This window comes from Mycetocola sp. BIGb0189 (genome assembly GCF_024810155.1).
GTDB classification, from domain to species: domain Bacteria; phylum Actinomycetota; class Actinomycetes; order Actinomycetales; family Microbacteriaceae; genus Mycetocola; species Mycetocola lacteus.
Genome location: NZ_JANUED010000002.1, coordinates 34298 through 51499, shown reverse-complemented (window position 1 = coordinate 51499; position 17202 = coordinate 34298). Strand labels below are relative to the sequence as shown.

Annotated in this window: 11 protein-coding genes and 1 riboswitch; of the genes, 2 read left to right on the top strand and 9 right to left on the bottom strand. The window is 66.0% G+C overall.

What is annotated here, in order from left to right:
* Nucleotides 1-26: 26 nt before the first annotated feature.
* The 7 genes from M2390_RS02685 to rsmI form a co-directional block, all read right to left on the bottom strand.
* Nucleotides 27-410, bottom strand: a complete 384-nt coding sequence (locus M2390_RS02685; protein ID WP_259176869.1) for a glyoxalase — start codon at nucleotides 408-410, stop codon at nucleotides 27-29.
* Between the two features lie 76 nt (nucleotides 411-486).
* Nucleotides 487-7710, bottom strand: coding sequence for a DUF5979 domain-containing protein (locus M2390_RS02680; protein WP_259176867.1), 7224 nt, complete (start codon nucleotides 7708-7710; stop codon nucleotides 487-489).
* 242 nt (nucleotides 7711-7952) lie between these two features.
* On the bottom strand, nucleotides 7953-8888 hold the full coding sequence (locus M2390_RS02675) for a 4-(cytidine 5'-diphospho)-2-C-methyl-D-erythritol kinase (protein ID WP_121687188.1): 936 nt from the start codon (nucleotides 8886-8888) through the stop codon (nucleotides 7953-7955).
* 29 nt (nucleotides 8889-8917) lie between these two features.
* Complete coding sequence (rsmA, locus tag M2390_RS02670; RefSeq protein ID WP_259176865.1) at nucleotides 8918-9766, bottom strand: 16S rRNA (adenine(1518)-N(6)/adenine(1519)-N(6))-dimethyltransferase RsmA; 849 nt, start codon at nucleotides 9764-9766, stop codon at nucleotides 8918-8920.
* A complete protein-coding gene (locus tag M2390_RS02665; protein WP_259176863.1) occupies nucleotides 9763-10692 on the bottom strand; it encodes a TatD family hydrolase in 930 nt (309 codons plus the stop codon). The genes rsmA and M2390_RS02665 overlap by 4 nt, the downstream gene beginning before the upstream one ends.
* Nucleotides 10693-10733: 41 nt before the next feature.
* Nucleotides 10734-12317 (bottom strand): methionine--tRNA ligase, encoded by a 1584-nt coding sequence (gene metG, locus M2390_RS02660; RefSeq protein ID WP_396822422.1) that lies wholly within the window; start codon nucleotides 12315-12317, stop codon nucleotides 10734-10736.
* Nucleotides 12318-12385: 68 nt separating this feature from the next.
* Nucleotides 12386-13198 carry a 16S rRNA (cytidine(1402)-2'-O)-methyltransferase gene (rsmI, locus tag M2390_RS02655; protein ID WP_121687192.1) on the bottom strand — a complete coding sequence of 271 codons (813 nt, stop codon included), beginning with the start codon at nucleotides 13196-13198 and terminating at the stop codon, nucleotides 12386-12388.
* Between the two features lie 91 nt (nucleotides 13199-13289).
* Between rsmI and M2390_RS02650 the strand changes: the two genes are divergently transcribed.
* Nucleotides 13290-15038, top strand: coding sequence for a dolichyl-phosphate-mannose--protein mannosyltransferase (locus tag M2390_RS02650; RefSeq protein ID WP_259176859.1), 1749 nt, complete (start codon nucleotides 13290-13292; stop codon nucleotides 15036-15038).
* Nucleotides 15039-15093: 55 nt separating this feature from the next.
* Here M2390_RS02650 and M2390_RS02645 read toward each other — a convergent pair whose 3' ends face one another.
* On the bottom strand, nucleotides 15094-15312 hold the full coding sequence (locus M2390_RS02645) for a hypothetical protein (protein WP_147441589.1): 219 nt from the start codon (nucleotides 15310-15312) through the stop codon (nucleotides 15094-15096).
* Nucleotides 15313-15415: 103 nt separating this feature from the next.
* Nucleotides 15416-15739 (bottom strand): multidrug efflux SMR transporter, encoded by a 324-nt coding sequence (locus M2390_RS02640; protein ID WP_259176857.1) that lies wholly within the window; start codon nucleotides 15737-15739, stop codon nucleotides 15416-15418.
* 17 nt (nucleotides 15740-15756) lie between these two features.
* A riboswitch (guanidine-III (ykkC-III) riboswitch) is annotated at nucleotides 15757-15820 on the bottom strand.
* Nucleotides 15821-15901: 81 nt separating this feature from the next.
* Here M2390_RS02640 and M2390_RS02635 point away from each other — a divergent pair.
* Entirely contained in the window at nucleotides 15902-17191 is a 1290-nt protein-coding gene (locus M2390_RS02635) for an O-acetylhomoserine aminocarboxypropyltransferase/cysteine synthase family protein (protein ID WP_259176856.1), read from the top strand.
* Nucleotides 17192-17202: the final 11 nt, after the last annotated feature.

Sequence of the window (17202 nt, the reverse complement as noted above, 5' to 3'; positions counted from 1 at the left end):
TCCCGTGGGTCTTTTTGTATGCCCGATTATTCGGCCACCACCTCGACCTTGAACCCGTCGGCATTTTCACACCAGGCCGCGTAGTGGTCGGGACCGCCGGCGTGTGGATAGCGTTCGGCATACAGCGTCCGCCAGCCGTGGGCCGGGGCCGCGGCGACCAGCGCGTCGACCTCCGCCCGGGATCCACCGTGGAAGGCCAGATGGTTGATCCCCGCCCGCCGACGATCGTGCACGGGCGAGGACAGGTTCGGGGAGGTGGTGAGGCTCAGATACGAGCCTCCGGCACCCCAGGACTCTCCCTCGGCCCACACGCTGTCCCGAGTGAAACCGAGGCGGGTCAGCAGCCAGGCCCAGTCGCCAAGGGACTCGCGGTCCGCGATCCACACCTCGACATGATGAAATCCGCTCATCCTCCGAGTATGGCAGCACCCCGCATATGCGCACGGCCCCGGGTTCTCACACGGGGCCGTGCGTCTTGGAGGGAGGCTATTCGGTGCGGCCTCGGCGGCGGAAGAAGAACGCGCCGAGTCCGGCCAGCAACGTGGCAAGGGCGAGGGCACCCAGCCCCACGGCGTGCTGAGCACCCGTGGACCCCAGGATCGAACCGCCCGGACCCGCAACTCCCGGCGTCGCCGCATAGGTGTTGGTCACCCGCACCGCGGTGGGGATCGGATTGCCATCGGCCCCCGGGCCCACCAGGGCAACCCGGGCGGTATTCGCCGCCGACTGCTGATCGACAACGCCCGGAGTCACCGGATCGATGCTCACGCTCTCCGCACCCCGCAGATCGGGCTCGGTGATCGTACAGACGCTACCCTCGGGCAGAGCATCAATCCGCACGGCGGTTCCCGGCCGAAGGACCGTGAGCGCATCGTGATCGGTCACCGTGACCGCGGCACCACCCACGGTCAGCTCCCGAGTACACGTTGCCCGCGCCTCAAAGCTGCCCGGGACCCGGGACTCGCCCGCCCCCGGACCGGTGAGAACCTTGGTGAGTTCGAGTGCCGCCGGCGAATAGGTGTTGAGCATCTCGACCGTGACCGGTTCCCCATCCAGGATCGTGACCGTGCGTTCGGGGGCGGCGATATTCGCCCCGCCCGACTCGGTTTCGGTCACCACACACTCGGCGCCCACCGGCAGACCGGCAATAGCCCGGGATGCGGTGGTCTCCCCCGCGGCGATGGCGAGCGTGAACGTGCCCACATCGCCCAGCGCGATCGGTGCCCCGGCGAGGGTGCAGACCACGGTGAAGCGTGCATCGCCCACCGTGGTGGTCAGGCTCGGCGTCTCCACCCGCTTGAGAATGGTCAGGTCGCCACCCGCGTTGAAGGTGTTGAGGAACACCACGTCGTGGGTCCCCGGCTCCAGGGTCTCGGCGTCAAAGGCCCGGTTTGCATCCAGTGGCACCGCCTCGGTGTTGAGCGTCGCCGTGACCGTGGCAGCCCCGCGTGAGTTGGTCTCCGCCGGGGTACAGGTCACACCAACCGGCAGACCGTCCACACGCTGGGTGTCTCCGGGAACCAGGCTGAAGGGCCCATAGTTCTCGGTGATTCCCGCGAAGGTGCAGCTCATCGCCACCTCGAACGGTGCGTCCGCGGGGAGGAAGGTTGCATCACCATCCACCTCGACCGCGAGGGTCACCACCGCCTCGGCAAAGGCATTGGTGGTGGCAATCACGTTATCGGCCAGGGTGGTTCCCAGCACCAGAGCATCCTCGGGATCGGTGCTAAACCCGTACCCGGTGGTGCCGGCCGAAACCGAACCGTACTGGCCCGGGGGCGTGGTCCCGGTGGGCTGATAGCGCTGGTCCACGATCGAGCAGGATGCCCCGAGCGGGAGGCCGGTGACCGTGATCGAGAGTGTCTCGTCCACCGCGCCGATTCCGGCAAAGTTCGCGGTTCCGGTAACCGGGGACTCGGCCCCCGGTGCCAGACACGCATAGTCGAGCGCATAGCCGGTGGATCCCAGGTGCCAGCGGGTGACCGGGTCATCCCGGAGGTTCAGGGTCAGGGTCAGCTCGCTGTCCTGCGCGCGGGCACCCGAGCGGGGCGACTCGGCGGCCGGCAGCCAGCTGCTTGCCGCGTTGACGCGTCCGGTGGCCGCGACGGAGTTCCAGGCCACCCGAGGGGTGGTGCTGGTCTCCGGAACGGTCACATCAAACTCCACCACCACAAACTCGCCACCAAGCATCCGAGCGTCATCGGCAAACACGATGTCCGCCCCCAGGGCGTGCGTGGTTGGGGTGGCGGTGCCGCTCCAGGTGCCCGCGTCACAGGCGAGCGTGTTTGCGCCGCCGAACGCGTCGGGGGCGACCCGGCAGGCGTTGCCCGTCGAGGAGTAGCGCAGTCCCTCGGCGGAGAAGGCGGCGTCCCCGCGGGCACCGATGGCCTCGGCCTCGGCACCACCCAGCAGCCTGACCGATCCCGGGACCAGGGCCGCCGTCCACTGCGAGTTACGCGCGGTTTCCAGCACCGCACCGGTGTCGCCGATCGCGGGCAGCTCGTCCACAAATCGGAACTGGCTCAGCGCGCTGTTTCCCGAGTTGATCAGCTTCGCCCGGTAGGTCAGGGTTGCCCCCGCCGTGGTGAGCGCGATACACGGGTTGCGCACCCAGTCGCCGTCGGGCCACTCGGCGTTGGTGGAGGGGTCACACACGGTGCGGGCCTCGGTCTCCGAGCCGCCGATTGCCGCGTTGATATAGGACTCCGCGCGCACCGAGTCGTTCTGCAGGAAGCTCGCGTTGGCGGTGGAGACACAGTTGGCGTTTGCCGAGGACTCATCGGCACAGACCGAGGCGGGCAGCGCCCCGAGGATTCCACTCCCCACGAGCCGGGCGGTGTTGGTCCCCGAACTGCCCGAGGCCACACCGTCACTCATCTGCAGCGGCACCTGAAGTACAATCTTCTCGCCCGGACGCAGCACGTTATCCGCGGGCCAGGTCCAGCGCATCGAATCCCGATCCCCCGGTACCAGTGTCATCTCCGGGGTGCGCGAGACACCCTCGGGAGCCGAGGTCACCCGCCACTCCGAGGAGGGGAACACCGCGTTATAGGCGAGCTCGGGTGGGAGCACATCGATTGCGGTGAGGTTGTAGAGGTTGCTCGAGGCATTCGCGTTGTTCTGCAGCACCACAAAGAAGTTGACCCAGGATCCGGGGTTCGCGTTGGTGGTGGTGGTTCCGGTGTTGGTCACCGGGTCGTATCGACCCGCGTACTTGCGAACCAGCGGTGCCGGGGTTCCCGGATAGATCGGGGTCTCACCGCGCGCATTGGTCACCTCCGCGAGCGGGACGGTGAAGGTGTCCATGAAGGATGCGCCACCACCGGTCATCCCCACGACCCACTGGCTGGCCCCGCTGGGCAAATCGGTGGCCGGCGAGACCTCGGTGGGGTCGCTACGCAGGTGTGTGCGCAGCTTGGATTCGATGTTGAGCGCACCGATTGAGCGCTTCAGGATGCGCTTGCGGGTGTTCTCATCCCCGTCAAACTGCACCCGGAAACCGGTGGCCTCGGCCCAGGTCTTGGGCCCGTCTCCGGTACTCGGCAGGGTCAGGTCGGCGTTGTCGGCCGCGGTGATGGCGTCGCTCCACTTTCCGTCCTCACCCCGCACCCAGACCCGGGCCGTGACCGCACCCACCGGGTATCTCACCTGGACTCGCTGGACATCGAAGGCGTCCAGGGCCGATCCGGGCTCAAGGGTGTATCCGTCCGGATCCGCCGAGGGCCAGTGTGCACCATCCAGGAACTCGGCAGCGGTAGCCATCCGCAGCGAGCGCACCGGAATGTTTCCGGTGTTCTGGGTAACCAATACCCAGGTTCGGTTGGGCAGCAGGTCTCGGTTCAGCGTTCCCGTGCCGGTCACCGACACGGCCGCATTCACCGAGGAGGCCGCCACATCGATGGCCAGGTTGGCGCTGTCTACGGTCAGATCCAGCGGCGTTACGTTGCCCATCCGTGCCGCATAGTTGGCGGTCAGGTTGGCCTGCTGGGTTACCGTTTCACCGGGGATCTGGGTGGCCCCATCGATGCTCTGATCCGATGCCAGCTCATCCGGGACACCGGCGACAAACCGGTAGGTGTACCCGGTACGGACGTAGTCACGCAGGTTCGTGAAGAACCGCAGCTCGCCCTGAACGACCGCGGTCGGGCGATTGAGACCCACCCGCTTGCCCTCCTCGGACCAGGTGATATGCACCCCGACCACGTCCGCGAAACGATCGCTGGGAGGGTTCAGGGTCGCGGGCTGCGCGTTGACCGGTGCCGGCACATCCAGGGTGGTGCCGTCGGCAAAGAGGTAGTGGATCACGCCCGCTACCTTGTTATTTGCGGGCTGCCCGCCCGAGCTGGGAGCACCCTCACGATCGGGCCAGGTCACCAGTTCGATACCGGTGAAGTCGGTGATCGCGAAGGGATCGTTGGTCGCGGTTCCCGGCCCGTTCCCCACCCCCACGGCGATGCTATCCACGCCCACGGCAATGCTGCCGGTGGCCGACCACTGGTTTGCGGGCGGCACCCCGTCCACGCCCAGCGCGGTCTTGTTACTCGCGGTGAGCACCACGTGGGAGGGACTCTGATGCTGGGCGACCAGGTAGTTCTCCGCCAGGGTGCCCTGCCAGCTCGCGGTAGCATCCCCAAAGAGCTGATCGGCGGCGTACACCGTGAAGTCGGCCGTGCCAACAATCCCGGTGGTCCATCCCCCGGGCTCATTCATCGAGGTGAGTGTGGCGCGGTTGCGCTTGATGATCCCGGCCAGCGAGCCGTTCACGATCACCGCGGGGTTTGTCAGCAGGTGCGTGCGCAGCTTCATGTCGGCCACCACCGAGAACGCCCCGAAGCGCTGCAACGCAACGGTGGGGTCGGCCCGGGTGACCTCAACCTGCACGCTAAAGACGCGTGCCGAATCGAATCCAACCCAGGATCCCGACCACTCAATCTCGCGGTCCACCCGCTGGAAATCCAGGTATCCGGCACTCTGTGAGTCCTCGATATCCTCCGCGGACAGTTCCTCACCCTTATGGCTGGTGCTGGCTTCAACCTCACCCACGGGCCCGATCGGATTCCCGTCGATATCGTTCATGGTGATGGTCATCCTCTGGTCCGGTCCCACCCGGGCATCACGCAGACCGGTGAGGGCGAAGACGTCCAGTGAGGACCCCGAGTGCGGACCGTCGGTCATACGCACGCGCACGCTGCGCTCGCTCTCGGGCACACCGGCCAGGAGGAACGCGGTCGGCGACTCCTGCCCCTGAATGCCGTACTTTTTCGCCCCGGATGCGTAGTCCTTGAACACCGAGGCGCGGGCCAGATCCAGCAGGAACATCGCGTCGCCACCGGTGGCGGTCGCGGTGTTGATCCCGGTGCGCACCTCGGCGGTGTTTCCCACGGTCAGGAGTCCCGGGGTGTCCGAGGACCCAATCAGATTGGGGTCCACCTTGACCGGGCCGCTCAGCTGCTCATTGCGGAACGTGACGGTGGTTCCGGCGGGCAGATCACAGTCGATGGTCACCGGGAAGCGCGCGGCCGGCTCGGCCGGAAGGATGGTGACTTCGAATCCCACCACCCGGTCCAGCTCCATCCCGTCCGTGTAGTCAACCTTGGTGACCGTGGGCGAGGTTCCGGTACCGAGGACCCACACCTTGTAGCTCGTGGTGCTGGCTACGGTGCCGCCGTTCGCATCGGTACAGACAGCCGCCTGCGAGGAGAGCGCCGACAGTTTGATCGTATTAAACGGGTTGCTCTTCAGGTTGGCGTTTGTCGGGGTGGTCTGCGGGTCCGAAATGGTGAGCCCGGTTGGTCCCTGATCCTCGGTCGCTCCCGCCGACGGGCTGGTCGATGCGCTCAGCCGCAGCGCGTGATCGCGGTAGTTCTGCGGGTCGATTTCGGGGTCAAACACGTCTCCGGCTCGTGCCTCACCGGTCAGCGGATACACGATCCGGTCCGCATCGGAACCCAGGTTCTTGCTGAGCTTGGCGGTGAACTGAGGCTTCACCAGCGTGATACTCGCGGTGGGCAGGTTCTCGGTGATGCGCGCACCGGTGGCCGCCGTGGCCACAACGGTCCCGTCAAATTCCACCAGGGTTGTCCCCGGGTTGCCGGAGGGCGCGGTGATCGGGCTGTTGTTTGAGAGCCGCTTGTCACGCAACACCGAGGTGAGAATCACCCGGGCTGCACAATCATCGTTATCCAGCGCGCAGTTCCCGGTAATGCCGCCGTCGTCGGTGGCGAAGAAGGTGACCGTGATGCCCACGATCTCTTCCAGCGTGCGCCCATCACCCTCGGGCCCGGGGACCGCGGCACCGGCGAAAAACTCCTGTGCCTCACCGGCCACCGGCGCGGTGGCGTAGTTGTAGCGGATGCTCGCCCGGGTGGATCCGGCGGGGAACACCACCTCGGGGTTTGCCGTGAGCTTTTGATAGTCGAAGTAGTCGGCGGTGCGGCTGGTCTGGTTGGCGGTGAGCCGCAGGGTCGCCTCGGAGAGCACGGGCACGCCGGTGTTGGACAGGCGCACGGTGACCGTGGATCCCTCGCCGGATTCGTACACCGAGGTCCGATCACCCGAGGTCGTGATCCACGCGGTGGAGCGGGCGATCGAGGGCAGCAGCGCCGCCACCACGATGTCGCGGTGGGTCTGCTGGACCAGCGTGGTGGGAGCATTCGGGGCCACGTCGCTCACCCGGTTGGTGACATCGGCGGTGGCGCGTACCGACTGAATGTTGGCACCCTCGCCGATGATGCGCCTGCCATCGCTTCGGCGCGAGTCGCGCAGGGTATAGTCACCGGTCACGCTCACGGTACGCTGGCCCACGTTGGTGGAACCGAGCGCGGGCAGTCCCGAGACCGTCACGTCATAGCCGACGGTCTCCGCGGGGGCGTCCACCGCCAGCGTTCCGGCAGGGACGGAGACGGTGGAGGTGGTTCCATCCTGCAGGGTGAACACCACCGAGATGCCGCCGGGGTTTGCGTTAAAGCGCAGTCCCGTCAGATCAAACGCCTCGGCCACGGGCAGGGAAGCTTCGGGAATCGCGGCGGTTCCGGGCACCCGAAAGCTCAGCGAGCTGGGGCTGTTGGCCGCCGCCACTGCGGTGGTCACCAGTTCGGCCTCGGCGCGACTACCCTCGGCGATATCCACCGAGCTCCAGGTTTGCGCGCTACTCAGAATGCCCGGACGCTCATACACACGCAGGCGAATCTGGGCCGCATCCTCGATCGTTGTCACATCCGGCTCCACCCCGGAAACCAGACGTGCGGTGGCCTCCTGGAGGGAACCGTTCAGGGTCGAATCGGCATCCGCGCTGACCTTGGCGGGCAGGTAGATGAGGGATGCCTGGTCCAGGTTGTCCCAGTTGATGGTGAGGGTTTTCCCGGTGGCGGGTCCGCCCTCGGGGCTGAGCGCATACGTGGTGCCGTTGGGCGGGGTAAACCCGCTGGCGATAAACTCCACCTCGCTGGGAAAGACTACGGTTACCGTGGTGGGACCACACCCCGAGGGATCCGGGCAACCCACGCTCGCGGTATAGGCGAATTCCCGGTTGGATTCCACCTGCGTGACCGTCGCTCCGGTCGCGGGGTTGATCGCTTCCAGGGTCAGGGTGGCGGGAGGCCCGGCGGCAAAGGCGGGGCCGGTGCCCACCAGACCCAGGCTCACCACGAGTGCGCCTACCACCACTCCCACAAGGGCGTTGCGTACGCCGCTGAGTCGTTCGAATACCACCGTGTGTTCCCCCGGACCGTCAGTGTGTCATGGCACCAATCGGCCGACGCACACACGGAACACCGCGGTGCCGTCCCCCCGACGGCGTGTACGGGGAATGTAACAGGTTTTTGACGGCGCTGAAAACGTTAGTTATACAAACGTTGCGGGTTTATCCGGGTGATTGCGCGAAACGTCCCTCGCTCTGGGGCGACAATTCCCGGCGAAAACAAAGCCGGGGCTGACCGGCCAAAACGAGATAGCTAGTCGGTGAGCAGGCGGGCGCCCGAAGCCGGACCGGTGGCCCGCACCGTGCGGATACCGTTGGCGCTCAGCGAAACCTGGATCTCCAGGGCCGCATCGGAATCCTCGGCCAGGAAGGCCACGGTGGGCCCCGACCCGGAGACGATCCCGGCCAGCGCACCGGAGCGCTCCCCCAGCTCGATCACGTCGGCCAGGCCCGGCTGCATCTGCAGTGCGGCGACCTGCATGTCGTTGTGCAGGGCGTTGGCGAGCATGATCGTGTCCCCGGCGCGCAGCGCCTGCAAAACATCGTTATCCACACTCGGCACCTCGCGGGCCGGGGAAATGTCCAGGGCGTGCTTTTCCCGGTGCTCGTCGAGCTTGGCGTAGACCGCGGGGGTGGAGAGTCCCTGATCGGCGAGGGCAAACACCCAGGTGAACTGGCCGGTGGCCAGCGCCGGGCTCAGGCGTTCCCCGCGTCCGGTTCCCAGCGCCGTGCCGCCCACCAGGGCGAAGGGCACATCGGCGCCGAGCTTGGCGGCCAGGCGCACGAGTTCCTCGCGACCGAGTCCGGTTCCCCAGAGCGCATCACAGGCGACCAGGGTTGCCGCGGCATCGGCGGATCCGCCGCCCATGCCGCCGGCCACGGGAACGTTCTTTTCGATCCGCAGGTGCACCCCGCCGCGATAACCGGTCTTGCGGGCCAGCAGGCGGGCCGCCTTGATCGCCAGGTTCGAGCCATCGGTGGGCACCGAATCGGTATTGATCTTGCCCTCGAAGGTCACCGCGAAATCACTCGCGTGTGAGGCATAGACGTCCTCATACAGGGACACGGCCTGATACGCGGTGGCTACCTCGTGGTATCCATCCTCACGGACCGCTCCCACGGACAGGAACAGGTTCACCTTCCCGGGAGCCCGGGCTGCTACCTCAGTGGACGTCTGGTTGGCGCTCATGAGTTAAACCTAACGCAGGATATCTAACGTTATTTACCGACGGCGCTCAGATGTGCGCGTGCGACGCCCAAAAAGTCATGAACGGTCAGGGCCTCACCGCGCGCGGTGGGCGCAATTCCCGCGGCTTCCAGGCGTTCGGTCGCCACATCGGCGCCACCCAAAACCTGTCCCAGGGACTGTCGCAACATTTTACGACGCTGCCCGAAGGCCGCATCCACCAGCGCGAAGGTCAGGGCACGCTCCTCAAGCGTGCCGATCTGGTCCTCGCGACGATCAAAGCCCACCAGGACCGAGTCCACGTTGGGTACCGGCCAGAACACCTGGCGGCTCACGGTTCCGGCGATCCGCCAGTTTCCGTACCACTCGGCCTTGACACTCGGGCTGCCGTAAATCTTGGACCCCGGCTCTGCGGCCAGGCGGTGACCCACCTCGGCCTGAACCATGACCACACCCGAGGTGAGCGAGTCGAAGTGCTCCAGCAGGTGCAGCAGCACCGGCACGGAGATGTTGTAGGGCAGGTTTGCCACCAGGCGGGTGGGCTCAAGCGGCAGCTCGGTGACCTTCAGGGCGTCCTGATGCACCACGATCAGCTCGGCCTCCGGGGCCAGCGCCTCCACGGTTTTGGGCAGCTGGGCGGCCAGACGTGCGTCAATCTCCACCGCAACCACGCGGGCCTCGGCCTCGAGCAGGCCCAGGGTCAGCGAACCGAGTCCGGGACCGATCTCGATCACCGCATCCCCGGCCTCGACGTGCGCAGCCTTGACGATCTTACGGACGGTGTTGGCGTCCACCACAAAGTTCTGGCCGAGCTTCTTGGTGGGCGTCACATCAAGCATTTCCGCGAGGTCGCGGATTTCGGCGGGGCCGAGCAGGTTCATTGGGTACTTTTCGTTCGGTCGTTCGGGCCGGTCTGGGAGCGGATCGGATCGTGATCCCAGCGGCCGTATACGGCTTCGGTATTGGAGCTGAGCTGCGTGGCCAGCATCACCGGATCAAGATCCAGGTACTCGGCGATTGCACGCAGCGTATAGGGAATGAGGTAGGGGGCGTTGGGCCGACCCCGGTACGGGGTCGGGGTGAGATAGGGCGCGTCGGTCTCGATCATCAGCAGCGAGCGCGGCGCAATATCCAGGACCCGGCGCAGGTTGTGGGCGTTTTTAAACGTCACCGTGCCCGAGAGGGACATGTACCAGCCGTTTTTGATGCAGATCTCGGCCAGCTCCACGTCTCCCGAGAAACAGTGGAAGACCGTGCGCTCGGGCGCGCCCACCCGCAGCAGCGTTTCCACGACCTCGTTATGGGCGTCGCGGTCGTGAATCTGGAGGGCCAGGTTGTGCTTCTTGGCGATCTCGATGTGCGCCTCAAACGCCCGGAACTGGGCGGCTCGGCCGTCTTCTCCGGTGCGGAAGAAGTCGAGTCCGGTCTCGCCCACCGCGCGTACCCGTGGCAGCGCGGCCAGCTCATCGATGCCCGCGAGATGCTCATCCAGCAGGCCCTGAGCCTCAAGCTCGGGGGTGTCGTTGGGGTGGATGGCCACGGCCGCGAGCACCCGCGGCTCGATCGCGGCGATCTGGGCACCCCAGCGCGAGGTGGCCAGGTCGGTGCCCACCTGGACAACGCCCTTCACACCCACGCTCGAGGCGCGATCAAGCTGCTCGCGATAGTCGAGGGCCTGATCGCCATCGGCGATCTCCAGGTGGGTGTGGTTGTCGTACACACCGGAGGTGAGCGGCTGCGGGAGCGGCGGGTAACTCAGATCCTTACGATCCGAGTCCCCACGCGTGCGTACGTGCGTCGGGTTCATACCCTCGACGCTACCCGCTTTCGCCGATTCCGGCATCCCCACTATTCGGCGTCGGTGGTTTCGATCCGCGGGAACAGCGCCTCAAGCGCACCCACGGTCGTCCCCGGAACCAGCTGACCCCAGACACCGGCCGAGCGAATCGGCTGAGCGGTGAGGGCTCCCAGGGAGTCCTCCACACCCAGTGCGGTCCACAGCTTGGTGGTGGCCTTGGGGATGGTCGGCGACAGTACCACGGCCAGGGCACGCAGGCCCTCGGCAACGGTGTACAGCACGGTGTTCAGACGCTCACGGTTGGCCTCGTCCTTGGCCAGGGCCCAGGGCTCCTGCAGGGTGATGTATCCGTTGAGCTCCTCGACCACGGTCCAGATGGCGGCGAGGGACTCGTGCAGCGCGATCTTCTCGATCGCCGCATCCGCGTTGGCCACGGCCTCGGCGACCACACGCTGAACGTTCAGGTCGGCCTCGGTGTACTCGGCCGGAGCCGGCACGACGCCGTCGTAGTAGCGGGTGATCATCGCCAGGGTGCGCGAGGCCAGGTTTCCGAATCCGTTGGCCAGCTCAGCCTGGTAGCGAGCCGAGAGGTCTTCCCAGCTGAAGGAGCCATCCTGACCGAAGTGGATCGCGGACATGAAGTAGTAGCGGAACGCGTCCGAACCAAACGTGTCGGTGATCTCGTGCGGCGCGATACCGGTGAGCTTCGACTTGGACATCTTCTCGCCACCCACCAGCAGCCAGCCGTGACCAAATACACGGTGCGGCACGGGCAGTCCGGCGGCCATCAGCATGGCCGGCCAGATCACGGCGTGGAAGCGCAGAATGTCCTTACCCACCAGGTGCATACCCGGCCAGCGGCTCTCGAAGGTGGCGTCGTCCTGGCCGTAGCCGACGGCGGTGATGTAGTTCAGCAGCGCGTCGAACCACACGTAGACCACGTGCGAGTCATCCCAGGGCACCTTGACACCCCAGTCGAAGCTCGAGCGCGAGATCGAGAGGTCGTTGAGGCCCTGACGGACAAACTGGATGACCTCGTTGCGCGCCGACTCCGGCTGCACAAACTCGGGGTTCTGCTCGTAGAGGTCCAGCAGGCGCTGGGAGAAGTCGCTCATCCGGAAGAAGTAGTTCTTCTCCTCCAGGCGCTCCAGCGGCTTGGAGTGGATCGCGCAGACCTTCTGGCCGGCGAACTCACCGGTTCCGTCCACAACCTCGCTCTCGGGCTTAAACTCCTCACAGCCCACACAGTAGAGGCCGGAGTACTCACCCGAGTAGATGAACCCGTCATCGTAGAGCTTCTGCAGGAAGACCTGAACGTTCTTCTCGTGGCGCTCATCGGTGGTGCGGATGAAATCGTCGTTGGAGATATCGATGGTCTCCAGCAGCGGGATCCAGGACTCACGCACCAGCTTGTCGGCCCACGCCTGCGGGGTGGTGCCGTTGGCGGTGGCGGTGCGCAGGATCTTCTCTCCGTGCTCGTCGGTTCCGGTCAGAGACCAGGTGTCATCACCTGACTGACGGTGCCAGCGCGCGAGCATGTCAGCGGCCACCTCGGTGTACGCATGCCCGATATGGGGAGCATCGTTAACGTAGAAAATGGGTGTGGTGACATAGAAAGAACGACCGGACGACATGCGCTCAATTGTATGGTGAAAATCACCCGCCCGCGGACATCGTTACGCCGGGCGGCGTGGGAAGCCGTTTAGCGGGCCAACGCACCCTCGTAGAGGTCGCGCTTGCCGAGGCCGGTTTCGGCGGCAACCTGGGTCGCCGCATCCTTGGTGCGCACGCCGGATTCCACCAGCGAACGGACCCGGGCGATGGCATCCTCGAGGCTGAACTCGCGGGCCGGAGCCCCGGCAACCACGATGCAGATCTCCCCGCGCACACCCTCGGCAGCCCACTCGGCCAGCTCGGCGGCCGAGCCACGCTTGACCTCCTCATAGAGCTTGGTCAGCTCACGGCACACCACCACACGACGCTCGGCACCAAACACCTCGGCCATATCGGCAAGGCTCGCGGCCAGCCGGTTGGGCGAGTCGAAGAAGACCATCGTGCGGCGTTCGTCGGCCAGCTCGGTGAAGGCCGCGCGACGCTCCCCCGACTTGCGCGGCAGGAACCCCTCGAAGCAGAAGCGGTCGGTCGGCAGGCCCGAGACCGCAAGGGCCGAGAGCACGGCGCTTGGGCCGGGCAGAATCGTGACCCGCACGTCGGCGGCCGCGGCGGCCTCGACCAGGTGGAATCCGGGGTCCGAGACCGTGGGCATGCCCGCATCGCTGAGGACGAGGATGTCCTCATCTCGGGCGCGATTGACCAGGTCCGCCGCCCGCACCCGCTCGTTGTGATCGTGCAGGGCCAGCAGCTCGGGACGGTTCTCGATGCCGAGCCCGCGCAGCAGCTTGACCGTGGTGCGGGTGTCCTCGGCGGCAACCACGCTGACCCGTTCCAGGGTTTCCACCAGACGGGTTGTCGCGTCGGAGAGGTTTCCAATGGGGGTGGCACCGAGGATGATCATGGGTCCAGTCTGACAGGTCAATCCGGCACCCCACACACAACAATCACCAAATCGGGTGAGAAATCGCACCTTCACTGACTACCATTACAGGGTGTCCAGCAGTGAAAACGGTTCCGCCTCGGAGGGCACTCCCTCCGCCGCCGAGTCGCCCACCCCCACCACCGGCCCGGTCGTACAGACCGCCGCGCCGCACACCGGCCCGGTCGTACAGACCGCCGCGCCGCACACCGGCCCGGTCGCGGTTGCCACGCGGGAGAGCGCGCATCCACCCGCCCACGCGGCGGTACCCACCGGGTCGCGCATCGATGACCTATGGCTCAGGATCGTCCGCACCCCCGAGCGGGCACGCCTGCTCAACTGGCTGATCCCGGTCCTGATTCTGCTGCTCGCCGCGGGTGTGCGCCTCTGGAACCTCGGGTATCCGCACGCGCTGGTGTTCGATGAGACCTTCTATGTGAAGGACGCCTACTCGCTGTGGGGCAACGGCTACGAGTCCAAGTGGCCAGACGGCGTCAACGAGCGCTTCAACGCCGGCGACGTCAATATCTACCTCAAGGACCCCTCCTATATCGTCCACCCGCCGCTGGGCAAGTGGATCATCGGGGTCGGGATGGCCATCTTTGGTGCCGATAATGCGTTCGGCTGGCGCATCACCACCGCGCTGATGGGTGTAATCGGCGTGGGCCTGGTCATGCTGGTGGCCCGCAGCCTGACCAAGTCGCGCACCCTCGCGGTCATCGCCGGATTCCTGTTTGCGATCGACGGACACGCGATCGTGATGAGCCGGGTCGCGATCCTCGATAACTCGGTCATGGTCTTCGCACTGCTCGGGTTCTGGTTCATCCTCAAGGATCGAGCCTGGCTGGAACGGCACCTCGATGCCTGGATCGCCGAACGCCCCGACGCCCCGCTCAAAAAGGCGGCCGGACCGGTCATCTGGAATCGGCCGTGGGTCCTGGCCGCGGGTCTCGCTTTTGGCGCAACCACCTCGGTCAAGTGGTCGGGACTCTACTTCCTGGCCGCCTTCGGGATCTACCTGGTTGTGGTGGACCTGCTGGCCCGCCGCCGTCGCGGCCTCGGCGAATTCGCCCTGGGCTCGCTCCTCCAGGCACCCGCCACCTTCCTGCTGTACGTCCCGGTTGCCGTGGTGGTCTACATCGCTAGCTGGTCGGGCTGGCTGAGCACCTCGGGCGGATACTACCGCCAGTGGGCGGCCGACCCGGCCAACGCCTGGCAGGGCACGTTCGCCTGGGTGCCCAAGGCCATCCAGTCCCTGGTCCACTATCACGAGCAGATATACGCGTTCCACGTGGGCCTCTCGACCCCGCACGCCTATCAGGCCAACCCGCTCGGCTGGCTCGCGATGATCCGCCCGACAAGCATGTGGTACGTCACCCCGAAGGCCGGATCCTGCGGTGCCGACCTGTGCTCGGAGGCCATCACCTCGATCGCCAACCCGCTGATCTGGTGGGCCGCCGTGCTGGCAACCCTCTACCTCGTGTACCGGCTGACCCGTCACCAGGAGTGGCAGGTGGGCCTGATCCTGATGGGCATGGTAGCCGGCTACCTGCCCTGGCTCGCCTACACCGAACGCACGGTGTTCCAGTTCTACACGATCGCGTTTGAGCCCTACCTGATCCTCGGCCTGGTCTTTGTGATCGGGCTGATCATCGGCAAGCGGGAGGATCCACGCCCCCGACGCACCTCGGGCCTGGCGACCGTGGGGATCTTCCTCTTCTTCGCGACCGCGCTGTCGGTCTTCTGGTACCCGCTGTGGACCGCGATGAACGTCCCCTACTGGTTCTGGCAGATGCACGCCTGGCTCCCCAGCTGGATCTAGGGCACAAAAAAGTCCCGCAGGCACTGCCTGCGGGACTTTCTTGTTGTGGAGACGTTTAGGGGTGGGCGGAATCGATCCCATCGCGGACCTGTTCAACCCCGCGCAGTACCAGCACCAGCGCCAGAATCGAGAACAGCGCACCGGCCGCATACGCGTACCAGACACTCGCACTGACAAAGGTGTACACAGCGAATCCGGCAACCAGCGCGGACACGATCAAAAGCGTAATCCCGAGGCGACGTTCGGCTCGAGCACGGGTTTCTGAGGTAGCCATTGGGCCAGTGTAGCGTCCGGAGCCTCGATCCACATTCAGATTTGCGCCGTTCGCACAACCTAATGGAATTCACAGGTTTTTGGCCCTGCCGAACGCCTCGGTTCTAGTGCGCGGCGTCCACCATCTTGAGGCCGATGACACAGCCGACGATTCCCAGGATGAGCAGGATTTTAATAATCGAGGCGGGCTCCCCACCAAAGATCATCGCGTACAAAACCGTGAGGCTTGCGCCGATTCCCACCCAGATCGCATACGCGGTTCCGGTGGGGATTTCGCGCATCGCATACGCCAAACCACCCATGCTGAGCAGCAGCGCCACCCCGAACACCACCGTGGGCCAGAGCTTAGAGAATCCCTCCGAGCGGCCCAGCGCGGTAGCCCAAACGGCCTCGAGAATACCGGAGATAATCAGCACGATCCATGCCATGACAAACACCAACCTTCATGGTCAGTCTTGTCGCGTTCCGGGTACTGCGCCCTCGTCCGGGGCCCGATCATCGGGCTCATAAGTATTGTCTCACACTGTTATGTTTCGGTCTATGACGTCACATGAGCGGGTGTGACGCGCCTCGCCCACTAGCCTGTCATCATGGCAGATCGAGAGTACGGCTTCCGCACGCGCGCGATTCACGCGGGCAACATCCCCGACGCGGCTACCGGTGCCCGCGCCCTTCCCATCTATCAGTCCACCGCGTTTGTGTTTGACAGCGCCGAGGACGCCGCGAGCCGGTTCGCGCTGCAGAAATACGGCACGATCTACTCGCGCCTGGCCAACCCCACGGTCTCCAGCTTCGAGGAGCGGATCGCGAACCTCGAGGGTGGCCTCGGTGCCGTCGCCACCGCGAGTGGCCTGGCGGCCCAGTACCTGACCTTCGCGAGTCTCACCGAGGCGGGCGATCACATCGTCGCCTCGGCCAGCCTCTACGGCGGTTCGGTCACCCAGCTGGATGTGACCCTGCGCCGCTTCGGCATCGAAACCACCTTTGTGAACTCCTCCGATCCGGCCGCCTACGCCGCCGCAATCACCGACAAAACCAAGCTGATCTTCGCCGAGACCATCGCCAACCCCTCGGGCGAGATCGCCGATATCGAGGGCCTCGCCGAGGTCGCCCGCGCCCACGGCGTGCCGCTGGTGATCGACTCGACCCTCTCCACTCCGGCGCTGATCCGCCCGATCGACTGGGGAGCGGATATCGTCACCCACTCGGCCACCAAGTTCATCGGCGGTCACGGAACCACCCTCGGTGGTGTCGTGGTGGAATCCGGGAAGTTTGACTGGACCTCGGGCCGTTTCCCGCGCTTCACCGAACCGGTCCCGAGCTACGGCGGCCTGGAGTGGTCGGGCAACTTCGGCGAGTACGCGTTCCTGACCCGGCTGCGTGCCGAGCAGCTGCGCGACATCGGACCGGCGCTGCCCGCACACTCGGCCTTCCTCCTCGCCCAGGGTGTGGAGACCCTGCCGCTGCGGATGCGCGCCCATGTGGACAACGCCCGTATTGTCGCCGAATGGCTGGCCGCCGATCCCCGGGTCGAGGCCGTCAACTGGGCCGGGCTCCCCGATCACCCGCACCACGAGCGCGCGGCCAAGTACTTCCCGTCCGGCCCCGGTTCGGTCTTCGGATTTGTGCTGCGCGGCGGACGCGAGGCGGGCAAGGCCCTGATCGAGAACGTCGAGCTGGCCAGCCACCTGGCCAACGTGGGTGATGCCAAGACCCTGATCATCCACCCGGCCTCCACGACCCATGCCCAGCTCACCGAGCAGCAGCTGCTGGACGCCGGCGTGCTGCCGGGCCTGGTGCGACTGAGCGTGGGCATCGAGGACCCCGAGGACATCATCGCGGACCTCGACCGAGCGCTGAACGCGGGAGCAGGAAAATGACCATCACGGAA